Below are 19,921 nucleotides of genomic sequence, written 5' to 3'. Positions count from 1 at the left end.
GCCGGCGGCTCTTTCCGGAAACGCCGTCGCCTCTCGACAGACCGTCTGGTCGTCAGCTGTCTGAAACGAGACGGGTACATTTGCACGTTAGGGCTTGGCCGAGCGTACTTCGAGCTGACACCAGCAGGTAAGACACTCGTCGCCAACTTGGACTGATCACATGTCAAATTGGAATTCCAGCCCACACCCTCTTTCCGACATCCGCGACTGGAGTGACTCCGGCCGCTTGGAACTTCGTCCGGAGTTTCAGAGAAAGGAGGTATGGGCGCTACCAGCAAAGATTATGCTGATTGATTCGATCACGCGCGGCGTGCCGCTGCCTAAGGTATTTCTGGCAAATGAGATCCGCGAAGACCGGACCTATCGAAAGATAATCGATGGCCAACAGCGGATAACCGCGATACTTGAGTTCATGCGCGATGGTTTTGCGCTCGACGCACCTTACGAGGGCGAACACGCCGGAAAACGATTCTCTGACTTTGTCACCCCACATCGTGAACAGTTCCTGGCGTATAAGATTGACTTTGCCGAAGCGTCAAACGCGAGCGAGCGTGAGATTCGCGACGTGTATATGCGGGTGAATAAATATACCGTCCCGCTCAACAAGCAGGAGCTTAGACGCGCAGACTTTCCCGGCGACTTCCTCAACGTTGCAGAGGAATTGTCCGTCGATGATGACCTCGACAACATCGGCGTCTTTACCGCGACTGATCGTCGACGCTACGCGGACGCGGAGTATGTTTCTGAGCTGCTCGCTGGCATTATCGATGGCTCGCAGGACAAAAAAGCAACACTGGATTCTTATTATCAGCGCTACGCGACGTGGGAAGAGCCCGATCGCTCTGATATACGAAATCGCTTCCAAGCCTCGGTCAGCGATCTGAGGAACATCTTCTCGTCTTGGCCTTCAGGCATGCGGGCGACAAGGTTTCGCCAGAAGGCGGATTTCTACAGCATCCTCTTAGCGGTTGACAGCCTGCGGCAAATCGATGGCAGCCTTGACGACAGAGACCTTGGGCCTTTGCGTGAAGATCTCCGGCTATTGACCGATTATATCGCGCCAACTTCAGACGTGCCAATCCTTAGCGAATACGCAATCAAGTGCGTGTCGCAGGCAAATTCCGTTTCCAGCAGGCGTTGGAGATCGCTTTTTCTGCGGACCTTCTTGAGCGGTACTTACCTTGGCAAAGTTCCAGTTGACCAAGCAGAAATCGAGTTGTTTTACCGCACCGCCGGTGAGCTTGCAAACCAAGGACTTCTCCCGCAAGCTCGCAATTTATGCGTCTTATGCGGTCACGAGATCGCCGCGGCGGATAGCCCGCTGTTGGCCTGGAAGTCGACCGATGAGGTTTTCCAGCTCTCGAATACAGCGTGGTGCCACCGAGATTGCCAATCAGAGGATTGGATTCTGCTGCCCCGCCCGGCCGTCGAGGCGGATAAGGTACCATAAGTGGCACTTTTGTACTTCGATGAATCCGAGCTCCGACGCGGTAACTTCTTTGAGGTTCCTGACGTCGTGCACGCTCGGGGCGGAGCATCGTATGAACTTGGATCCTGGATTGCGCGCGGGGGAAACGGTGCCGTCTACGAGTGCCGCAACCGTGTCACCGGCACCGAATTAGCTGTGAAGTTCCTCATGCATCGTGGATGGGCTGTCGCAAGGCGCTTTTTTCGTGAAACCGAGCTCATGGACGAGTTGACCCATGCACACGTTGTCGCTCTCGTCGGCAAGGGCAATGTTCAGGCAAATAATGCCCGACAAAGATTGCCGTTTATCGTCATGGAGCGAGCCGATAACAACCTAGCAAATGTAATCGAAGCGCGGCAAGCGCCCGTAGGTCCCGAAACCTATATTGGGCAGTTTAGAGGTCTTGTTGCTGGACTTGCGGCTATGCACAAACACGCAATACACCGCGATATTAAGCCGGAAAATATCCTTGTCTTCGGAGACCGGTGGTCATTGGCCGATTATGGCCTTTGCAGGTTCATGGACAGTCGCCATCAGGACATAAGTGGCGATCGGTTCGTTATGGGCCCGCGCTATTGGCTTTCTCCAGAGGCGCAGAACAAACGCATTGGCAACGACGATGACGTTGTTCGTGCGTCTGACGTTTATCAGTTAGCAGCGGTCTTTTGGTACGTTGTAACCGGGAGGCATCCGTCGGGAACTCTTACGCGAGACGATTGGCGGGGCCCCGACTGGTTGTTCGAGCCCATATTCGCTGCACTTCAACACAACATAGTCAAGCGGCCCCAGGATGGCTCCGCCTTCGAGGCCGCTATCGACCAAGCAGTGAAACAGGCCTGAGCCGCTCCTAAAAGAGGGCAGTCTCGAGCGCGGGTGCGCAAGAGGGGTTCGTGACGGTTAGAACCATCATCTCGCTGTTCCGAGAAATCACGTCAAAGCGCTCAAAGTGGTAGCCGGCGCTTCCGATGCACATGTTCATCATAGCATTTGAGAACGAGGGCTCGTCGCACCAAGCCGCTCCGCCCTCGACAACCCCCCGCCCACGTCGCAGTAGATGATGTGCCCATGCCAATCTATCTCGACGGACTGTCCACCACACCGCTCGCCCCCGAAGCTCGCGAAGCCATGCTTGACGCTTGGTCTCGGCCAGGAAACCCGGGCTCACCGCACGCGGACGGCGAGCGGGCCGCGTTAATCGTTGAGGAGGGACGCGCGCGCATCGCCGAACTCATCGGTGCGTCGCCCGCGGAAGTGTTCTTCACGTCCGGCGCTACCGAGGCGAACAATCTGGCGATCACCGGCGTCGCGCTCGCAGCGCTCGCCGGCGCCAGCACGCGGCGGCGCGTCATCGTATCGGCGGTCGAGCACAAGGCGGTGCTCGCCCCGGCGTTGCGACTGCGCGAGCTCGGCTTTGTCGTAGACGTCGCGCCGGTCGACGCGAACGGGGTCGTTGATCTCAACACTTTGCGCGCCCTCATTGGTGACGACACGCTCCTCGTGTCGGTCATGGCGGTCAACAACGAGACGGGGGTGCTGCAGCCGGTCGCGGCCGTCGCAGCCCTCGCCCATGAGAGCGGCGCCCTCTTCCACTGCGACGCCGCACAGGCCGTCGGCAAGGTGCAGCTCGACGTCTTCGACCTAGATGTCGACTATCTCAGCGCGTCCTCGCACAAGATGTACGGACCCGGTGGCATCGGAGCGCTCTACGTGTCGGCGACGGCCCCCCGCCCCGCTCCGCTCGTCCTGGGTGGCGGACAGGAGCGGGGCCTGCGCGCGGGAACCGAGCCGACCGCGCTGGTGGCGGGCTTCGGTGCGGCGGCGGATCTGGCAAACACACGACTCGACCGCGACGGCGAGCACGCCGACAGACTTCTCAAGATGTTCCTTGTCGAACTATCCCGATGCGATGTTGGGCTTTCGGTGAATGGAGGCGGGGTGGAAAGGCTTCCGGGAGCAGCAAGCCTGACGATCTCCGGTTCGGATGCACAGTCCATCGCCCAAGCATTGTCGTCGCTAGTGATGCTGTCGACTGGCTCGGCCTGCACGTCCGGTCGGATCGATACTTCGCATGTACTTGCCGCGATGGGCCTCGATGCCAAATGGAGCCGATCGACGCTACGGGTGCACTTCAATAGGTACTCGATCGAGGCCGAGGCGGTCGATGCCGCCCGACTGTTGGCGAAACGCGTTAAACTCGACGCGTAGCCACTGGACAACTTGTCCAGCGGGTCATGTTCCGCTACAATTCTGACATGAGAAACGTCCTTCAAGATCCCGCCACGAAGGTTCAGTTCGCCGGGCACGAGACCTTCCCGCTGCGTCTGCTATGGCCCAAGAAGGCGTTCGAGGCCGTCCGGGGCGGTGCACCTTTGAGAACATTCCAAGAACACGAGGCTATCGCACGATTCGGGGTGGGCCGCAACATGGCGGTCTCGATGCGCCACTGGAATATCGCCAGCGGCCTAATCGAGGAGCGCGAAGGCCTACTCTGGCCAACTGCGCTGGCGACCGAGATCTTGGACGACGAAGGGCTCGACCCGTTCGTCGAGCATCCCGCCACCATCTGGCTGACCCATTGGCACATCGCATCCACCCCCGAGATGACGACCACGCCCTTCTATGCGTTCAACGCCCTTCCCGGCGTCGACTTCGACAGCGAGGGCTTGGCCAGCGAGCTTCTTCGGCTGGTGCAGGAACGGGGATGGCGTGCGACCCGCGTCACGGTCAAGCGCGACGTCGAGGTGTTCCTGCGCAGCTACGTCCGCCGCACGGGTGCGCTTACCGAAGACGCGGCCGAGCCGCTGCTCGCCGAACTCGGGCTTGTTCGCGAAGCACGCATCGGCGGATGGTTCGAGTTCATGCGCGGTCCGAAGCCGACGCTTCCGGACGGCGTGTTCGCCCTCGCGCTTGATCAGTTCTGGCAGAGGACGGGCGGGGATTCGATGACGCTCACCGCCGAACAGGTCACGTACGAGCCCGGCTCGCCCGGCCGAGTCTTCAAGCTGGACGAGGACAGCGTGGTGACGCGACTGATGGCGCTCGACGCGATCACCGACGGATCCTGGTCGTGGACGGACACCGCGGGCCTGCGACAGGTCCATCGGCGTCACCAACCGGACTGGCTCGGCCTGCTGACCCGCTCCTACGGCCGCATGGCGGAGGCCGCATGAAGACCCTGTCGGAAATCGTCACCATCGAGCGGCGCTTCGCCCGGTCCGCGCGCATCGACCGCGATCTCGCGGGCACGCCGCCGCTCGTCGGCTACGTCCTGCAGGCGAGCGTGACCAAATCGCTGACCGCCATGGCATGCAGTCAGATCGAAAGCGGGCAAGGCGCCTTCACCTGGACGGGCCCATACGGCGGCGGCAAGTCCTGCGCAGCGCTGCTTCTCGCGAACCTGGTCGCCGGAAAGGGTGACAATCGGGACATCGCGCGCGAGATCGCGGGCGACGAGGTAGCGGGTCTCTTCGACGAAGCCTTCCCACAACGCCTGGGGCGTTGGGACGTGCTCGCCGTCACGGGGAGCCGCATCGGACTTCGCGAGGCGATCGCCACCGCGGCGCAGGCTTCGCTCGACTGGAGCGACACCCGCACCAGCGAAGCGATGGTGTCGGACCAGGCGCTCATCGACGCGGTCATGGCGCCGAAGGGCCGAGGTAGGAGAGCCGGCGGAACGCTGATCATCTTGGACGAGCTCGGCAAGATGCTCGAGTTCGCGGCGCTCCACGGTGGCGACGTCCACCTGCTGCAGGATCTGGCCGAGGCAGCGGCCCGGAGCGACGGGCGGCTGGTGGTGCTCGGCATCCTCCATCAGTCCTTCGAGCAGTACGCCGCCCGCGCCGACCGCGACGCCCGGCGCGAATGGGCGAAGGTGCAGGGAAGGTTCCAGGATCTTCCGTTCCTCGCCGGCCCCGACGAGACGGTCACGCTGCTTGGCCGAGCAATCGAGTGCGCGAAGCGGCCGGCCGCCGCGGGCGCGGCCGCCAAGGCGGTCGCGGCTGAGGTCGCGGGACGCCGCCCCGTCGATGCCAAGGCCCTCGCCTCCGCGCTGGCCGCGACGTGGCCGCTGAACCCGATAACGGCGTTGCTGCTCGGCCCCGTCTCGCGCCAGCGCTTCGCCCAGAACGAACGCAGCGTCTTCGGATTTCTGAGTTCGTCCGAGCCCGCCGGCTTCCAGGAGCATTTGTCGGGCACGCCTGCCGCCGGCGGGCGCACCTACGATCCCGATCGTCTCTGGGACTATCTCGCCACCAACTTCGGAATGGCGCTCGCGGGTGGCCAGGACGGAGGGCGTTTCAGCCTCGCGTTCGAGGCGATCGAGCGCGCCGGGGCCAAGGGCGGACCGCTTCACGTGTCGCTCACCAAGGCCGCGGCGATCATCGAGTTCTTCCGGAACGGATCGGGCGTCGCGGTGTCGAATGAGTTCCTCGCGCTCGCGGTTCCCTCATCGGATCGGGATGAGGTCGACGCGGCCATCGCGAACCTGCTGTCCTGGGCAATCCTGATGCCGCAGCCCCGCCTCGGGGGCTACGCGCTGTTCGCTGGCAGCGACTTCGATCTCGACGAAGCGATCGGCCTGGTCACCGCGCAACCCTCGCCGTCCGAACTCAACGCCATTCCGGCGCGGGTCGGACTGTCGGCCGTCGCCGCCAAGCGGCACTATCTGCGCACCGGCACCCTGCGCACGTTCGACATCGTGCTGGATATCGCGACGCGTGCCGAGAAGCCGCAAGATGCGGCGAACAGGCTCTCACAGGTCGAACGACGCGGCAGTGGAATGCTCGTGCTGGTCGTGAACGACGGCGCCTTCGATCGGCCCGAGATCGACGTGCGCTGCAAGCTCATGGCCGATGCCTTCCGGAAGACCGGGACGGTCGCTGCCGTCGGCGCGGCGCCCTCGCGACACGACCTCCTGGCACCGGCGTCCGAACTCATCGCGCTGGAACGGGTCATGCGCGACAATCTCCGGCTTGAGGGTGACCGGATCGCGCGACGCGAGACGGGGGCACGTCACGCCGCCACGACAGAGAACCTGCTTCGGCGCCTCGACGCCGCGCTGAACGAGGCCACCTGGCGGCTGTCTACCGAGGGCGACGACGCCGTGCGGGAGCCGCTGGCCGTGCTCGCGAGCACGCTCGCCGACAAGGCGTTCCGCAAGGCGCCCGTGCTGCACAGCGAACTGCTCCAGCGGAATAAGCCGTCGTCGAGCGCGATGGCCGCCGTGCGGAACCTGATGCACGCCATGGTCGACCGGCCCGGGACGGCGGACCTCGGTTACACCGGCTATCCCGCGGAGATGGGCCTCTACATGACGGTGCTCAGGCCGTTCGGGCTGCACCGCGAAGTGGACGGCGCCACTGATTTCCAAGCCCCTCTGCCTGACGGTGCCGGTGCCACGCTCGCCGCCGCATGGTCGGTCATCGAGGACGCGCCGGACACGACGCTCGATCAGGTCTACACCACATGGTCCGTCGCGCCGTTCGGCATGAAGGCCGGGGTGATGCCGTTGCTCGCGATGGCGAACCTGATGTCCAGGCGCGACCGCGTAGCGGTCTACGTCGACGGCGTGTTCCAGACCGACTTCGACGACGTGCTCGCCGACAAGCTGCTGCAGCGTCCCGAGGCGATCCGGCTGCGCCGGATCGACCGCTCGGTCCAGGAGGCTGCCTATCTGAGCGGCCTGGCCAACGCGTTCGAACTAGCGCCCGACGCTCCGGCACTGTCCGTCGCCCAGACCCTGTACCGGCGGTTCGAGGATCTGACGGCCTACGCGCAGCGCACCAAGTCGATCCCGGCCGAATGCGTCGCGGTCCGCGACGCCGTCCTGCGGGCGAACGACCCCGAAGACGTCCTGTTCGAAAGGATCCCCGAGGCCCTCGGTGGCCGCCTCTCCGCCGAAGCGGTGCTCGAGGCGCTCGCCAGTTCGGAGGGCGTGTATGGCGATCTGCTAAACGGCCTGCGGGTGGCGCTGGCGCGTGGCCTCGGTGTCGACGCAGAGACGTTCGGCGGTGTCGCGGAGCGTGCGGAGAACCTACGCGAGCTGACCAACGACTTCGCCTTCGAGGCCTTCGCGATGCGAACCGGCGCCTTCGGAAGCGGCGAGGGCGACATCGAGGGTCTAGCCAGCCTCCTTCTGCACCGGCCGCCGCACTCGTGGTCGGACCGCGATGCCGACCAGGCGCTGCTCGAACTCGGGAAACTGTGCAGGCGTTTTCGCGAGACCGAAGCGCTCGCGATCGTTCGGGACCGCACGCCCACCGCCGAGGCCATGGCTCTGATCGTCGGCCTCGATGCAACCGTCCCCCCGGTCGTCCGGAGCTTCATTCTGACAGAAGCCGAGAAGGCGCAGGCGACGTCGCTCGCGGACGAACTCATTGCCACGCTTAACAGGGGTGACAGGCTCGCGAGCGTACAGCTCGCAGCGCTGGCCCGCGCAGTCGCCGGCATCGCGATCGAGGACGGAACAATGCAGAACCAGGTACGGGCGCAGGCGGCATGAAAATCAGGGAAAGGCACATTCTTGGGGTCTCGGGTGGTCGCGACAGCGCGGCGCTCGCGGTACACATGCGGCAGACGAGGCCGGACCTGCGCCTCGAGTACTTCTTCACCGACACGGGCAAGGAACTGCCGGAGGTTTACTCGTTTCTCGACCGGCTTGAGGGCTTCCTCGGGCAGCCGATTGCCCGGCTGAATCCCGACCGCGACTTCGACTTCTGGATGGCGGAATACGGAAACTTTCTCCCTTCGCCCCGCACCCGATGGTGCACGCGGCAGCTGAAGCTACGTCCTCTTGAGCACTGGCTTCGAGCCGACCTCGAAGCTGGCGTCACCGTGCACTCCTACGTCGCAATCCGCGCGGACGAACCGTCGCGCGAAGGCTACACGTCGACTCAATCGAACATGCTGGTGCACCTGCCGCTCCGGGACGCTGGCATCGACCGCAAGGGCGTTATCGACATTCTACGCAACGCAGACGTTGGCGAGCCCGAATACTACGACTGGCGCTCGCGCTCCGGGTGTACCTTCTGCTTTTTCCAGCAGAAGATCGAATGGGTGCGCTTGGCCGAACGCCATCCCGATCGCTTTGACGAGGCGGTCGCCTACGAAAAGACCGCCATCGATGGCGGTTCGCCCTTTACGTGGAGCCAGGGCGAGAGCCTCATCGCTCTAACGAAGCCAGACCGTGTCGCGCAGATCAAGGCCGACTACGAAAAGCGGCTGGATCGGCTTCGCAAGCGACGCCCCGCCAATCCGCTGTCTGGTCGCTCGCCGGAAACCATCGACGACGTTTACGGCATCGAGGAAGCGAGCGCCGGCTGCGTCATCTGCCACAAGTAGGCTGCCACCGCCCGCTTATGGATGAAGCCGGTCCAACTAACCGGTCGCCTGCCGAACCGCGGGCATCGTCTACGACCGCTCTACCGAAAGGCACGTGGGCACTGCAACGTTAGGTCGGAAAGCCGCCGGCACTGCGGGTCGGAACCGCCTGCAACGTCTGCCTGACGGGCGCACCCTGCCCGCTAGTCTCGCAAATTGCCGTCAGCCTTCGGAGGCGCAAATCCCGTTGACCACGAGATCTATGTCGTCGTCACCGAGATACGGAGCCTGAGCGTAGATCAGTGCGGGTTCACCGCTAAGCCGGGCTGCCAGATGGCCGAGACCGAGCAGTTGCTCGGCTCCCTTGGAACCCAACGCGATCTCCGAGGTGCCGACACTCGCGACCTTCAGGATCAATCGATTTCCGAGATTATCCCGTAGCTGCATCGGCATTACGTTGGCGTCCGGGCGCTGTGCCGCGAAGATGAGATGCATGCCCGCAGCGCGAGCCTTCACCCCGAGACGCGACACGTTCGCAGTCACCGCCGCCTTGTACTCCTCGGTTAGCATCCACTCCGCGAACTCGTCGTGGACGAGAAAAACGTAAGGAAGCCGCTCGGTCGGGCCGACCTTGGTGTTGAAGGCGCGGATGTCGCGGGCGCCATTGGTCCGGAACAGCTCGTATCGACGCTCCATCTCGGCGACCAGCAGCTTCATAACCTCGACTGCCCGGGTCTGATCCACGATGACGCCGCCCTGAAGGTGGGGCAACCGCTCGACCGCCGCGTAATCGACGCCCATCTTCGGATCGATCAAATAGATGTGGGCAAGATCGCTGGTGTTCGTAGCGGCGATGTCCAGCAGCAGCGCCTGGATCAGCACCGACTTCCCCGATCCCGTCGCGCCCGCCACGAGCGTGTGGGGCTCATGCCCTTGCCCGCCCGCGAAGGGACCGCCAAGATTGAGATAGAGGATCTCGCCGTCGAGCTCCTTGAGCCCGAGCACGAACGACATGTTCACGCCAACCGCATTCCGGTTCAGCGCCCTGCGACCCCAGACATCCCACAGCGACACCACCTGTCGCTGGGGTCGAGCCACGCCGACGACGATCTCACCCGGAAGGGGGGAGATCGAGATCACCCGCATTCCGTGGGTCGTTAGCAGCGCCGACTGCCTCCCTTCGATGTCCTGCACGCTCAGCCGGTCGCTGCCCATGAAGCGTATGAGCGCCGCGTTGGGCGTCAGCCGCGTCCCCAGGACCTTAGCCTGCAGGCTGTATCCCATCAACGCCGAGCGCAGCTTCTGCGCCGTCGCTTCAAGCCAGGCCTGCTCGTCCGCGGAATCCTGATGAGCCTCCTGCGCACGCGCCTCGATTAACGGTCCGATGGCGAGCGTCGAGGCCGCCTCGGTCGACGTCGTCGAAGTTGGCGACGGGCTGACCGGCATCTCGACGGTTTCGCCGTGTTCGACGGGAATACCGTCACCATCCGTGGCCGGTGCCACCAGGCTGACGTACGGAACAACTTCACCGTCAGGCAGCGGGATGCTGGCCTCGCTTCCGACGGTGACCGCGGATGACGGTTCGGCTGTCGTCACGCCGCCAACGACCGGCGCCGATGCCCTTTCTTCGTCCTCATCCTCGTCATAGTCGTGCACGACGGGCTTAACGGAGACTTCGTGCTCCGGTTCGAGTGTGATCGCCTTCGTCCAATCCACCCGGGGCGCAGGATTGCGATAGGTTGGGCGTTCCCAGCTGTCGATCTCCCCCAAGCTGGACCGGACTGGCTTCAACGGCTTGCCCGCCTCATAGGCCTTGATCAGCTGGCGAAGACCTTCGCGGGTAAATGTCTCCTGAAGACCATCGCTCACACCCGGAACCGGATCCTGCTCACCCAGGCTGCTGCCGTCGGACGCGGGCCCTGAGATGAAGATGTGGGAGTAGCCACGCAGATCGATCGGAACGGCGCCGCGACGAATTCCGTCACGGACCTGTTCCAGCAACGAGGCGTGTCCGAGAGCCGCGGTCCCGTCCAGGAGAAGGTCCGCGATCCTCGACAGCCATAGATCGCGGTCAAGCCGCCCGGGGTCGCCGAACAGCGCATCGTCGATGCGCGCCACCGTTTGCCGCAGTTGCTGCTGCGACTTGCGGCTGGCCTCCGCCGATCCGGACTGATCGACATACTTCGCCTCGGTGACGATTGCGCGCAGGCGGGGTGTTCCATCCTGACCCTCGACCAGGCACAGCGCGAGGATGTCGGCGATGCCCTCCTCGCGCTGGCCGAGCCACTCGGCGTAGTCGTCGAGAAGGAACCAGGCGACCGCGGCCTGAGGGCGCAGCTCCTCCGCGACGAGCGCGCGGCTCAGCACCAGCCCGATCAGCTCGCCGGCCGACACGCCGCGCTTGGCGGCCCGCAGCACGATGTCGCCGGAGATCGAATTCGCGTCGTCGATCATCCGGCGCGCGAGCGCTGCGATGCGCTCGTCATCGAGACCCAGCGAGAGTTCGGTCAGCCGTCTGCGAACGAGCACGTTTAGGATGCGGAGTTCGGACGTGGAGGACACGACAATGTTGCGCCCATGCGTCCTTTGCCGCCGGTACCGTATGACGCTGATGCCCTGCGCGGCGAGCTGCCGCTTGTCGAGGAGGTCGTCGTAGGTCGCGACCCATTCGGCCATCTCGTGGACCTCGTCGAACATCCCCTTGAGGCCCGAGTCCTGAAAGGAGATCTGCCGCGCCGGGAGATAGTGTTCGCCCGCGCCGTGCGATTGCCGGCGGATCACGTTCGCGACGGCATCGACATAGGCCCAGCCGGCGTCCGGCTGCCTCGGGCACGTGAGGTAGACCGTCGCCTTCAGCTCGTCCTCAGCCGTCACCCGGCGATAGGACCAGCGCGCCGGTACATGCTCGAGCAGACCGGGATTCGAACCTGCCGCCGGGACCGGGAACCACTGCTCACGCGCCTGCCGCGACACGACGTCGTGAAGGAATGCGACGTCGATCTCGCGGGTGGCGTTCCCCGGACGCACGGTACCACTGTCGAGCATCACGCCGATGCGGAGCTTGGACATGAAGTTGCGCGAGGTCTCGCTGACGACCACCGCATCCGGATCGCCTTCCGAACGGTCAAGCAACTCGCCATAGACGCGGGAAAGCCGGGTCCGGTCGCGATGCCGCACCAGGACGTTGCAGTGCACCTCCTCCTGGTCCTGCACCGAACTCAGACCGTTCACCGTCGCGAGCGGCAGGCCGGCCGCGTCGCAGTTGAACAGCATGATGGAGAGATTCGACCTCTCGTGCGGTTGCAGATCGAGATACCGTTCGAGCAGTGCCCGTATCTGCTTGGCCGCCTCGGCTGGGTCGACGTCGGTCGTCGCCTCGGACGGATCGCGCACCGGGCGTTCGAGCAGGCTGTAGTCGTTCACCGTCCCGGTCTCGGAAAGGAGAACGGCCTCGCTGCCGTCGTATCCCACCGCGATCTCGGGGTAGAGCGGATGCGCGAGCTCGTCGCGAAGATCGGAGAAGAACAGGCGGGAGTCGCCGAAATTCACTTCGACGTCGGAAAGCAGATATTCGGCGAGGCCGGCGACCGACCGCATCTTGACCGCGGATGCCGCGAGCCGAAGTGGATGCCACGGCGCCACAATCGCCGAGGGTGCGCTGCCGGCCACGGGTACCACGCCGAGGCTCAGCACCGGCTCCCACAGGTCCCGGCGGTTGAGATCTCCGGGTGCGTGCGCGGAAAGCGTGTTCAGCAACGTCCCGTAGGTCGCTGCCTGCTCGATGAGGCCGGCCGATGCGTAGCCCGACACCTGAAGCGCGCCGATGGCACCGACGTACGCGGTCTCGAACGCCGTCCAAGCCGAACCGATCACCGAAACGCCGGACGGATCGATGCGACCGCTCTGCGCCGCGGCCTTCAGCGCCTTGGAAAACGCCTTGCCGACGTCCTCGCCGCTCGCCGTGCGCGGCACCAGGGAACCGGCGTCCTGGCCGAAGGCGGGCTGCAGCGTTCCGACGTCGGCGAGCGAAACCGACTGCAGAGCACCCTTTCGGCTGACCGGCAACCGGGCGACGCTGCTCCTGGTCATTGGTCGCTTCAGCAGGCGCGCGAGGTCCTTCGGCAGTTCGAACCCGATGGCGTTCTGCTGCGCTATCCAGATCAGCTGGACCGTCGCACGCTCGGACCCCGAGGTCAGCACCACGTCGAACTTGATCTGGAGCGCGGCCCGCGAGCTCGACTCGTTCCGGCGATACTTCTTCCGCTTCTTGGCCCTGTCGAGCAGCTCCTCATACTCGAAAAGGTAGGGCACGTCCCACTCGACGGCCGTGCCCATGAGCGCCGGCAGGCCACGATAACGGAGCCCGAACGCGAGGCCGACGTCGGCGTTGATGTCCAGGACCTGGGAACGACTGCGGCGAGCGGCACGGATGGTCAGCGTGCGCTTGCTAGCGAAGTTGATCTGTCCGAACAGGCGTTCCAACGCACGCAGAATTCCTTCCAGGAAGTCGTTGCACTCGATCGGCCGGCCGAAGATGAAGCGCTCCCACTTCACACGGAGCGCCTTGTCCTGGCTCAGATCATCCCGGTGGGTTTCGAAGAATTCCCGATCGTCGTCCCGCGTCTCCTTTAGCGACCTCGACTTCAAAGCCTCGAGGTAGTCGACGTCCTTCGGACTGAGCCGATCAGGCAAGGTGAACTCGAAGAAGGACAGCGTCTCCTGCGGCAGCGTGGTCTTCTTCAGCTTGATGCCGGAGAAGAGCTGGAGGACGCTCTGTCCCTCCCACTCGAACTGCGCGAGCGCGTCGGCGGCTGCGTTCCAGCCCGGCGTCGCGGCGATGAAGGCCTCGATCGCCGGGTGGACCTCGGCCGGGATGTCATCCCTGACGCCCTCGAACTGGCTGCGCAGATCGTCGCTTTCGATGATCTGGCGGTTGGGGCGCTGCTTGGCGAGCAGCGGCCGCCGGTCCGACACCAGCTTTTCGAACAGCCGGCTCCAGCTCCGCGACTTCTCGAGATCCTTGTCCCGGACGCCGAGGAAGTAGCCGCTGTCGCGCGGGAGGTGGAGCGCTGGCAGAGCCCAGCCCAACGCGTCCGAGACCGTCGTCGACTCCTCCGCGATGCGCTCGCGCGTGAGCGCAACGTAGTTGGAGATCTGATGAAGGGTCCAGTCGTCGGCGGCGTTTAGGCCCTTGAGCGCGGCCCGCCACGCCGAGAGCTGGTTGTCGGGAAGCCCCAATCCGGCCGCCGCCGCTCCGACCCAGGGTTCGGAATCCTCGGTCAACTGCTTTGCGCCGATCAGCGTCACGTCGCCGAGCGAGGCGCCCTGATCGTCGTCGGTGTTGGCCAGGAGAAGCGCGGGCCGGTCACATTCGGCATGCCGGATCGCGACGGTCCTTTCATCCGTGACGACGTGGTCGGGCAGATCGAACCCGCCGATCAGCGTTCGCGGCAACTGGATCTTGAGCAACGTGTCGGTCTGGGGATCGACGAGCAGCGCGCTCGTGATCGCCGCCACCTGTTCGCCCGTCAGTCGGTCCAGGAGGTAGCGCGCCACACCTTCGCCATCACCGATGGCCGAAAGTCGCTGGCGGATGGATGCGGCGCCGGCGGCGCCGATGAGATCAGATGGTGTCACGCGGCTTGGGCTCGCTGAAAGGGATTTTCGACATAGGCGCAGGAGTCCGACAGCCGCTTCAACAGGCCCAGGCTCGCCAGCCGTTCCTCGAGCCGACGGGCGTTATCCGAGAAGTCCTCCTGATCGGCGTCACCGCTCGCAACGAAATCGCGGGCCTGCGCATCGCCTATCACGATGCCGTAGCGATCGTGGAGCAGTGCAAGGAAATCCCGGAACTCGAGACGCTTTGAGACCGAGCACACCACGAGCGTCTTCAGCAGACGATCGGTCGGGGCGTAGCGGACCCGGCGGCTTGACCGACGCGAGGAAAGCCCGATTGCGCGCGACCACGTCATGTGGATCTTGCCGATGTGCTGCTTGTGCCGACTGAGCGCGCGCGCCGCGAGCTGTTCGATGAGCGCGGCCGGGTCGGGGGCGATGTCGTCGTCATCCGCGTCCGGCCATCCGAAGGCCTTTCGAAGAATGTCGCCGGCGTTCAGGACGGGATCGTCGGATGCTGTCGCTGCCTGCCACTCCTCGGTCTCGGCGATCTGCCGGATGAAGCGGTCGACCGCCTGCTGCGGCAGTCCGTTGTTCCTTTGATACGAATCCGCCGAGAGGTCGCGCACCACCGACTTCCTCGGCGAGACGATCTCGCAGACCAGTCGCACCGGATCCTGATCGAGCACATCACGGGCACGTTCGAGCTGATAAAGCATCATGTTCAGCCCCGTCATCGTCACCAGATGCGGTATGGCGTCATATGCGGGGATCGGCAGGCTGAGGATCGCCAGCCAGTCCTCGGCGAGACGGTCGAACAGCGGGTGGGACGCGCATGGCAGAAACGCCCCCGCGCGCTCCGACTTCGCCAGCTGCGCGTCCCCCTGGATGGCGCGCGCCATGCGGTCGTAGGGCGCAGCGTTCTCGAGGAACCGGCTGACGAGCAGGCCGCGTAGAGCATCCGCATCGCGGCTCCGGCACAGCATCAGATAGAGTAGCTCGCCGGTGCGGGCGAAGAAGCGGCGGTCGTTCGACACCCCGCCGCGCGGATTGACGTTCGCATCCTCGTAGAGGGCGTTCGGACCGAACGGAAAGACGAACTTCGAACTCCAGCGCTTGTTGCTGGTCCCTTCGATGGCCGACCCCTGGAGGAAACCTATCACGGCCGCGAAGTCCTGGAAGCTCTCGAAGCGATCGCGGAGATACGTGAAATCCGGCTTGTCGAGGCCACCCGCCGTCTCCGTGATCTTTTCGAGCCAGCTCGTCCAGGACGCGTCATCCGCACGATCCTCCGCCAGCACGGTCATGATGTGCGGGTTGTTGAACACGAGATTGCGCAGACGGAGCTGGAGCTGCGGACGGTAGGACAGGCTGTTGAACGCATCCTCGCGAAGAGCGCGCCCCTCCCGGTGCTCCGCGAGCAGCACGGTCATGAACTCCAGGAAGGTCAACCACGGGGTCTGCTCGTCGTACAGACGGTGCCCCCAGATCGCCTCGTCGATCCAGAAGTCAGGCCCGCTCCGATCGTCAAAGCTCGTCGGGCGCGGCAGTATCTCGATCGTCATATCCGCACCACCACGCGACGAGCGACCGCTCGACCGTCACCGGCCAGGTCGATGAACCGGAGCATCAGCTCTCCCTCGTTGATCTCGTCATCACCATCGAGCCTGCGACGGTTCTCCGTCTCCCGGAGCAGCCGCGCCTTGAAGGCGAGGAGGTCCTCGTGACACTCGAGCGAGAAGCTGCTCGGCAGCGCGCCTTCCGAGACGCGGCCGAGGAACTCGAACCGGGTGGGCGAAAGCGACAGGGTCACGGGAGGGATCTCGGATCCGCGCACGAGTTTGACCGACACGCAGAAGCCGCCCGCGCCGTCCGTTATGATCGACACCTCCTCGCCGCCCTGCCGAGGGACCGAGATCAGCTCGTCGAGAAGCGGGCTGCGCTTGGATTGCGAGTAGCTGCCCGACGTCGCGAGAACCAGCTCGTCCTGGTTCTGCGCCAGCATGCCCGTGAAGATGCGGTTCAACCCGCGCACGACCATCGACACGGCCTGTCGCGGCACCGCCTGCCTGTCCGCGACCTTCGCCGCCACGTCGAGGTAGAGACCGGCATACCGGAAGACGGTCAGATCCCACAGATCGTACGTCGCGGCCAGTTCGTCGGGCATGGTGAAGAACAGACGCTGCCGCTGCGCGCGAAGGGCGCCGAGGAACGCGCGGCGGTCGGTGCCCTCCGCACCCTCCAGATAGACGCGCTGTGCGCCGACATACGAAGGGGTCGCACCGTAGATCGGATCAGCAAGCACCAGCCGAGCATAGTCGTCCGCATAGGCGGGGTCGTCGGCACCGTAGACGAGCAGATTGTCGACGCGGTTGCTGGTCTCGGCCCCGATGCCGAACATGTTCAGCTTTCGGAAGAGCTCGGTCTTCTCCGCCTTGCTTGGCCGAAGGTTCTCGCCGAAGATGTTGCGGTAGATGCTCGCGCGGTCCGCTTTTCCGCTCTGGACGATCGCCGGAACCTCGGCGCAGCTCATCAGGCCGTCACGGGCGTCGGGGTGCCCCAGGATGCTGTTGGCGACCAGTGCGAGCAGCTGCCGGACGGGGAAGTGGTTGCCGTTCCGCTCGCTCAGCTCGATGAGAGCGGTGATGCGCCGCCTGAAGGGGTCGTCGGGCCCCTTCCCCGTCAGACGCCGGCGGTTCTCGAAGATCGGACAGATGCCATCGCCCGCATTGGCGGCGCAGCTTCCACAACCTTCCCAGCCATCGTGGGAGGTGACCTCCTCGATGATCTGCATCGCCATCTCCGCGGCCGGCGATCGGCTGAGATCGTCCAGTCCGACCGAGATCCCGGCATCGGGGTTCCTGCCAGTCACCAGCAGTTCCTCAACGACGGCGGTGACGCGCTCGACCTCGGGGCTCGGCGGCGCGGACTTGAGCTTCTCCAGGAGCTGTCCATGATTGGCGGCTAGAAGGTAGGTCGTCGCGGCCGCGGGATCGGCGACGTCGCGGGCGAAGGCGACGATGATCTCGGCGCTCTCGTCCTCACGAAGTTCGCTCAGGTCCTTGACGATCACGAGCGTCCGGCTGCCGACCTTGAGGGTCTGCACCTTGTCTCCCGCATTCCATACACCAGCGTCGCCGCCAAGGGCGGTCCAGACTTCCCGGCAATGGTACGTCTTACCGTCGCCCGCGGTGCCGGTGATGATGTGCGAGATGGCATTCTCGCCTTCGAAGTTCGCGACGAGCCGACCAACCAATGGCGCCGGCAGCGTTATCGGGGCGATCTTGTGACGCTTCAACGCACGCTGAATAGATTCGTCGTACATGTTGTCGTTCGTGGGAATGGGGCCGTAGTTGCGTAGAAAACGTACCCATGCCGACGTTGAAGAATGTGCCGACAAACCGTTCCCCCTTGTGCCCTTCACAGGCTTGTAATCGAACATGCCTGCTAGGCAACGGAAACCGATCGCAGGGTGAAGATCGTTCATTTCGCCGTGAAAGGTTAAATATACGGCGCAAGGCTCCTATCCACAGCCAGATCACTTGGCGAACAGTCCGAGCCAACCGGCGGCGAACACCCCTGCCGTCCCCACGAGCAATGTGGTAGAAGTGCACATGCTCAAGATGAGAATGAAGCGGTTCACCGATCGCGGTGATCGCGCGGTACAGCGCCTTACCGAAATACGAGCATCGATCACGAACCTTTCTAATGACGATCTGCTCGACCTTGCTGACATCTTCAAAGCCAAGCCCCGCCCGCCAATTGGGGATATGGCGTTCGATGAAATGGCGCGGCGTGATATCAGTCTTTGAAGGCCGCACGGGTACGCGGTCGCAAGATCATATGTCCACGCTAAGCCACATCGGTTATTAATTTGGCGGTTCGAGACCAGGTTCGTCTAAAAGGAAACCACCCGCCTGTAGCTCTCGCAAGCGAATACGCTCTGACTCAGCCCGCTCCTCGTCGCTTTGGTCGAAGCTTGTGTGCAGGTAGACCAAGACAGGGGGTTTTAGCCACGGAGCGATGGCCGGCCTATTGCCCTGCATCTCGCGGTGCCAGCGGCGCGCACGATCCACCGGCTCAATGTCGAATTCCATTTCCTCGGGATGAAGGACCATCCGCTCGCGAGTAGTAGTTGCCGAGAATACCCTCTTGAATACGCTATAGTACCAAATTGGATTCACGCCCTTTCCCGCAAACTCATGCCGTAGGAAGGACGTAATACCGTTATTTACGAGACCGACGCGAAGAAGCGGCGCGGGGTAGCGAGGGTCAGGAATATAAACGGTGTCGATTAGCCGCCCAGCCGCCTCACCGACATGCTCCATCGGAACATCGAACGAGGTGCCGTCCGGGAAGAACCGCTTGAAAACTTGTGAGACTCGAGGGCCGAATGTGACCAGAGCCATCATAACTTTAGCGCCGTAAAAGTCGGCCCAATATTCCAACGCGCGATAATCAGCGGTTTCCTGCTGACCAGCATAGAGGTGCCTATGAACAAGATGGGCAATTTCGTGACCGAGTATAATCAGATGGAAAAACATGCGCGCAGCGTCAGTGATCTCCTCGCGTGCCATCTCAGCTGGTATGGCAATCCAAACCTTGTCATCCTTGCGTCGGATACAAGCGCTATGCGTATTGCCAACGGAGATCTCCACCTTGGGACCGAGCCCCGGCAAAAAGAAATACTCAAAATCTGCGGCCGCCATTTGGGCGAGCGCCTTACCGTCGAGCTGATCGGGAATGGGGTTATCGGTGGGTTCGTTTGTCACCATGACACTAAGATCAGATCAAGCGCCTGTTCAATCAAGGATATGTCGATCACTAGATGGCCTATCCAATACTCGTTGAGGCACGATCCTCATCGACTCGCCTTCGGGAGCGCTCCAAACTTTTCCCACTTCATCGGACAGTCACCCTGCCATAAGACTGTTCCTTCTCACTGCAGCTATTGGCGAACTGGCTATTCCGCTATCAAATAGATGCGGCGCTTCGGCCGCTGCCCCGCCTGCCGAACCAAAGTCCGTTTATGCCGCTCGCAGACTGAAACCGAACAGCGGAAAGCAGACCTCTCGCTTCCTAAAAGAAATGGACTCCTGGATTTCGACAGATAGGGCAAAGCCCTACCTAGCTGTCTTCGCGACAAGACGAACGGTATGTTTAGGGTACAGGCTAACGGTGGAGCATGCCGACGTGGCTGCGGCGTTTGGCATCCGCCCTCCCTATGATCGAAAGCAATCCGAAACGGAACTGACCTACAAGGCTGCCGCCGCAAAGTGAGAACAACCAATGTCCGCTACCTTAAGCAAAATCAAGACAGCCCGTAGTCTCAGATCAGCGAAGGTTCGCCCTGCCCGGCGGTGCCGTAGCGCGCGACGGCTAATATTTGGGCGTCGGCCTAAGCCGTCTAAGGATCTTCCAAAGCTTAGTCGGTGGGAGATATTTGCCGTCTGGTTCTTTAGCATAGCCGGGCTCGGTGTGCTCTTCGCCGCTGTGCCAATCATGGGCATACTACCCATC

Annotated in this window: 11 protein-coding genes; 7 read left to right on the top strand and 4 right to left on the bottom strand. The window is 63.4% G+C overall.

Annotated elements, in window-relative coordinates; translation table 11 throughout:
- Positions 1-160: 160 nt before the first annotated feature.
- The 6 genes from FSB78_RS02495 to FSB78_RS02470 all read left to right on the top strand — a co-directional run bounded on the left by FSB78_RS02495 (position 161) and on the right by FSB78_RS02470 (position 8,806).
- Positions 161-1,450, top strand: coding sequence for a DUF262 domain-containing protein (locus tag FSB78_RS02495; protein ID WP_147079662.1), 1,290 nt, complete (start codon positions 161-163; stop codon positions 1,448-1,450).
- On the top strand, positions 1,451-2,308 hold the full coding sequence (locus FSB78_RS02490; RefSeq protein WP_147079660.1) for a protein kinase domain-containing protein: 858 nt from the start codon (positions 1,451-1,453) through the stop codon (positions 2,306-2,308).
- 225 nt (positions 2,309-2,533) lie between these two features.
- The gene (locus FSB78_RS02485; RefSeq protein WP_147079658.1) at positions 2,534-3,673 is read left to right on the top strand and encodes a cysteine desulfurase family protein; all 1,140 of its coding nucleotides are present in this window, start codon (positions 2,534-2,536) and stop codon (positions 3,671-3,673) included.
- Between the two features lie 26 nt (positions 3,674-3,699).
- Entirely contained in the window at positions 3,700-4,638 is a 939-nt protein-coding gene (locus tag FSB78_RS02480) for a DUF4007 family protein (RefSeq protein WP_242007943.1), read from the top strand.
- Positions 4,635-7,967 carry an ATP-binding protein gene (locus FSB78_RS02475; protein ID WP_147079656.1) on the top strand — a complete coding sequence of 1,111 codons (3,333 nt, stop codon included), beginning with the start codon at positions 4,635-4,637 and terminating at the stop codon, positions 7,965-7,967. Before FSB78_RS02480 ends, FSB78_RS02475 begins: the two co-directional genes overlap by 4 nt.
- Positions 7,964-8,806, top strand: coding sequence for a phosphoadenosine phosphosulfate reductase family protein (locus FSB78_RS02470; protein ID WP_199743101.1), 843 nt, complete (start codon positions 7,964-7,966; stop codon positions 8,804-8,806). The genes FSB78_RS02475 and FSB78_RS02470 overlap by 4 nt, the downstream gene beginning before the upstream one ends.
- 201 nt (positions 8,807-9,007) lie before the next feature.
- Here FSB78_RS02470 and FSB78_RS02465 read toward each other — a convergent pair whose 3' ends face one another.
- The 3 genes from FSB78_RS02465 to FSB78_RS02455 form a co-directional block, all read right to left on the bottom strand.
- Positions 9,008-14,422, bottom strand: a complete 5,415-nt coding sequence (locus FSB78_RS02465) for an FtsK/SpoIIIE domain-containing protein (protein ID WP_147079654.1) — start codon at positions 14,420-14,422, stop codon at positions 9,008-9,010.
- A complete protein-coding gene (locus FSB78_RS02460) occupies positions 14,419-15,834 on the bottom strand; it encodes a methylation-associated defense system protein MAD7 family protein (RefSeq protein WP_242007941.1) in 1,416 nt (471 codons plus the stop codon). The genes FSB78_RS02465 and FSB78_RS02460 overlap by 4 nt, the downstream gene beginning before the upstream one ends.
- A 128-nt stretch (positions 15,835-15,962) precedes the next feature.
- Positions 15,963-17,843, bottom strand: a complete 1,881-nt coding sequence (locus tag FSB78_RS02455) for a Rieske (2Fe-2S) protein (RefSeq protein WP_242007939.1) — start codon at positions 17,841-17,843, stop codon at positions 15,963-15,965.
- A 100-nt stretch (positions 17,844-17,943) separates the two neighbouring features.
- Between FSB78_RS02455 and FSB78_RS02450 the strand changes: the two genes are divergently transcribed.
- Positions 17,944-18,213, top strand: coding sequence for a hypothetical protein (locus FSB78_RS02450; RefSeq protein ID WP_242007937.1), 270 nt, complete (start codon positions 17,944-17,946; stop codon positions 18,211-18,213).
- 57 nt (positions 18,214-18,270) lie between these two features.
- Here FSB78_RS02450 and FSB78_RS02445 read toward each other — a convergent pair whose 3' ends face one another.
- Positions 18,271-19,176 carry a M48 family metalloprotease gene (locus tag FSB78_RS02445; RefSeq protein WP_147079649.1) on the bottom strand — a complete coding sequence of 302 codons (906 nt, stop codon included), beginning with the start codon at positions 19,174-19,176 and terminating at the stop codon, positions 18,271-18,273.
- Positions 19,177-19,921 lie beyond the last annotated feature (745 nt).

Source organism: Sphingomonas ginsenosidivorax, assembly GCF_007995065.1.
Classification (GTDB): domain Bacteria; phylum Pseudomonadota; class Alphaproteobacteria; order Sphingomonadales; family Sphingomonadaceae; genus Sphingomonas; species Sphingomonas ginsenosidivorax.
Note: the sequence above shows the minus strand (reverse complement) of the source record. Positions and strands in the feature narration are given on the sequence as shown.

What these genes read in the sequence shown, in the direction of transcription:
- FSB78_RS02485 (WP_147079658.1), top strand. Translation starts at nt 2,534, where the DNA reads ATGCCAATCTATCTCGACGGACTGTCCACCACACCGCTCGCCCCCGAA.
- FSB78_RS02475 (WP_147079656.1), top strand. Translation starts at nt 4,635, where the DNA reads ATGAAGACCCTGTCGGAAATCGTCACCATCGAGCGGCGCTTCGCCCGG.
- FSB78_RS02460 (WP_242007941.1), bottom strand. Translation starts at nt 15,834, where the DNA reads ATGACCGTGCTGCTCGCGGAGCACCGGGAGGGGCGCGCTCTTCGCGAG.
- FSB78_RS02480 (WP_242007943.1), top strand. Translation starts at nt 3,700, where the DNA reads ATGTTCCGCTACAATTCTGACATGAGAAACGTCCTTCAAGATCCCGCC.
- FSB78_RS02455 (WP_242007939.1), bottom strand. Translation starts at nt 17,843, where the DNA reads ATGTTCGATTACAAGCCTGTGAAGGGCACAAGGGGGAACGGTTTGTCG.
- FSB78_RS02470 (WP_199743101.1), top strand. Translation starts at nt 7,964, where the DNA reads ATGAAAATCAGGGAAAGGCACATTCTTGGGGTCTCGGGTGGTCGCGAC.
- FSB78_RS02445 (WP_147079649.1), bottom strand. Translation starts at nt 19,176, where the DNA reads ATGGTGACAAACGAACCCACCGATAACCCCATTCCCGATCAGCTCGAC.
- FSB78_RS02495 (WP_147079662.1), top strand. Translation starts at nt 161, where the DNA reads ATGTCAAATTGGAATTCCAGCCCACACCCTCTTTCCGACATCCGCGAC.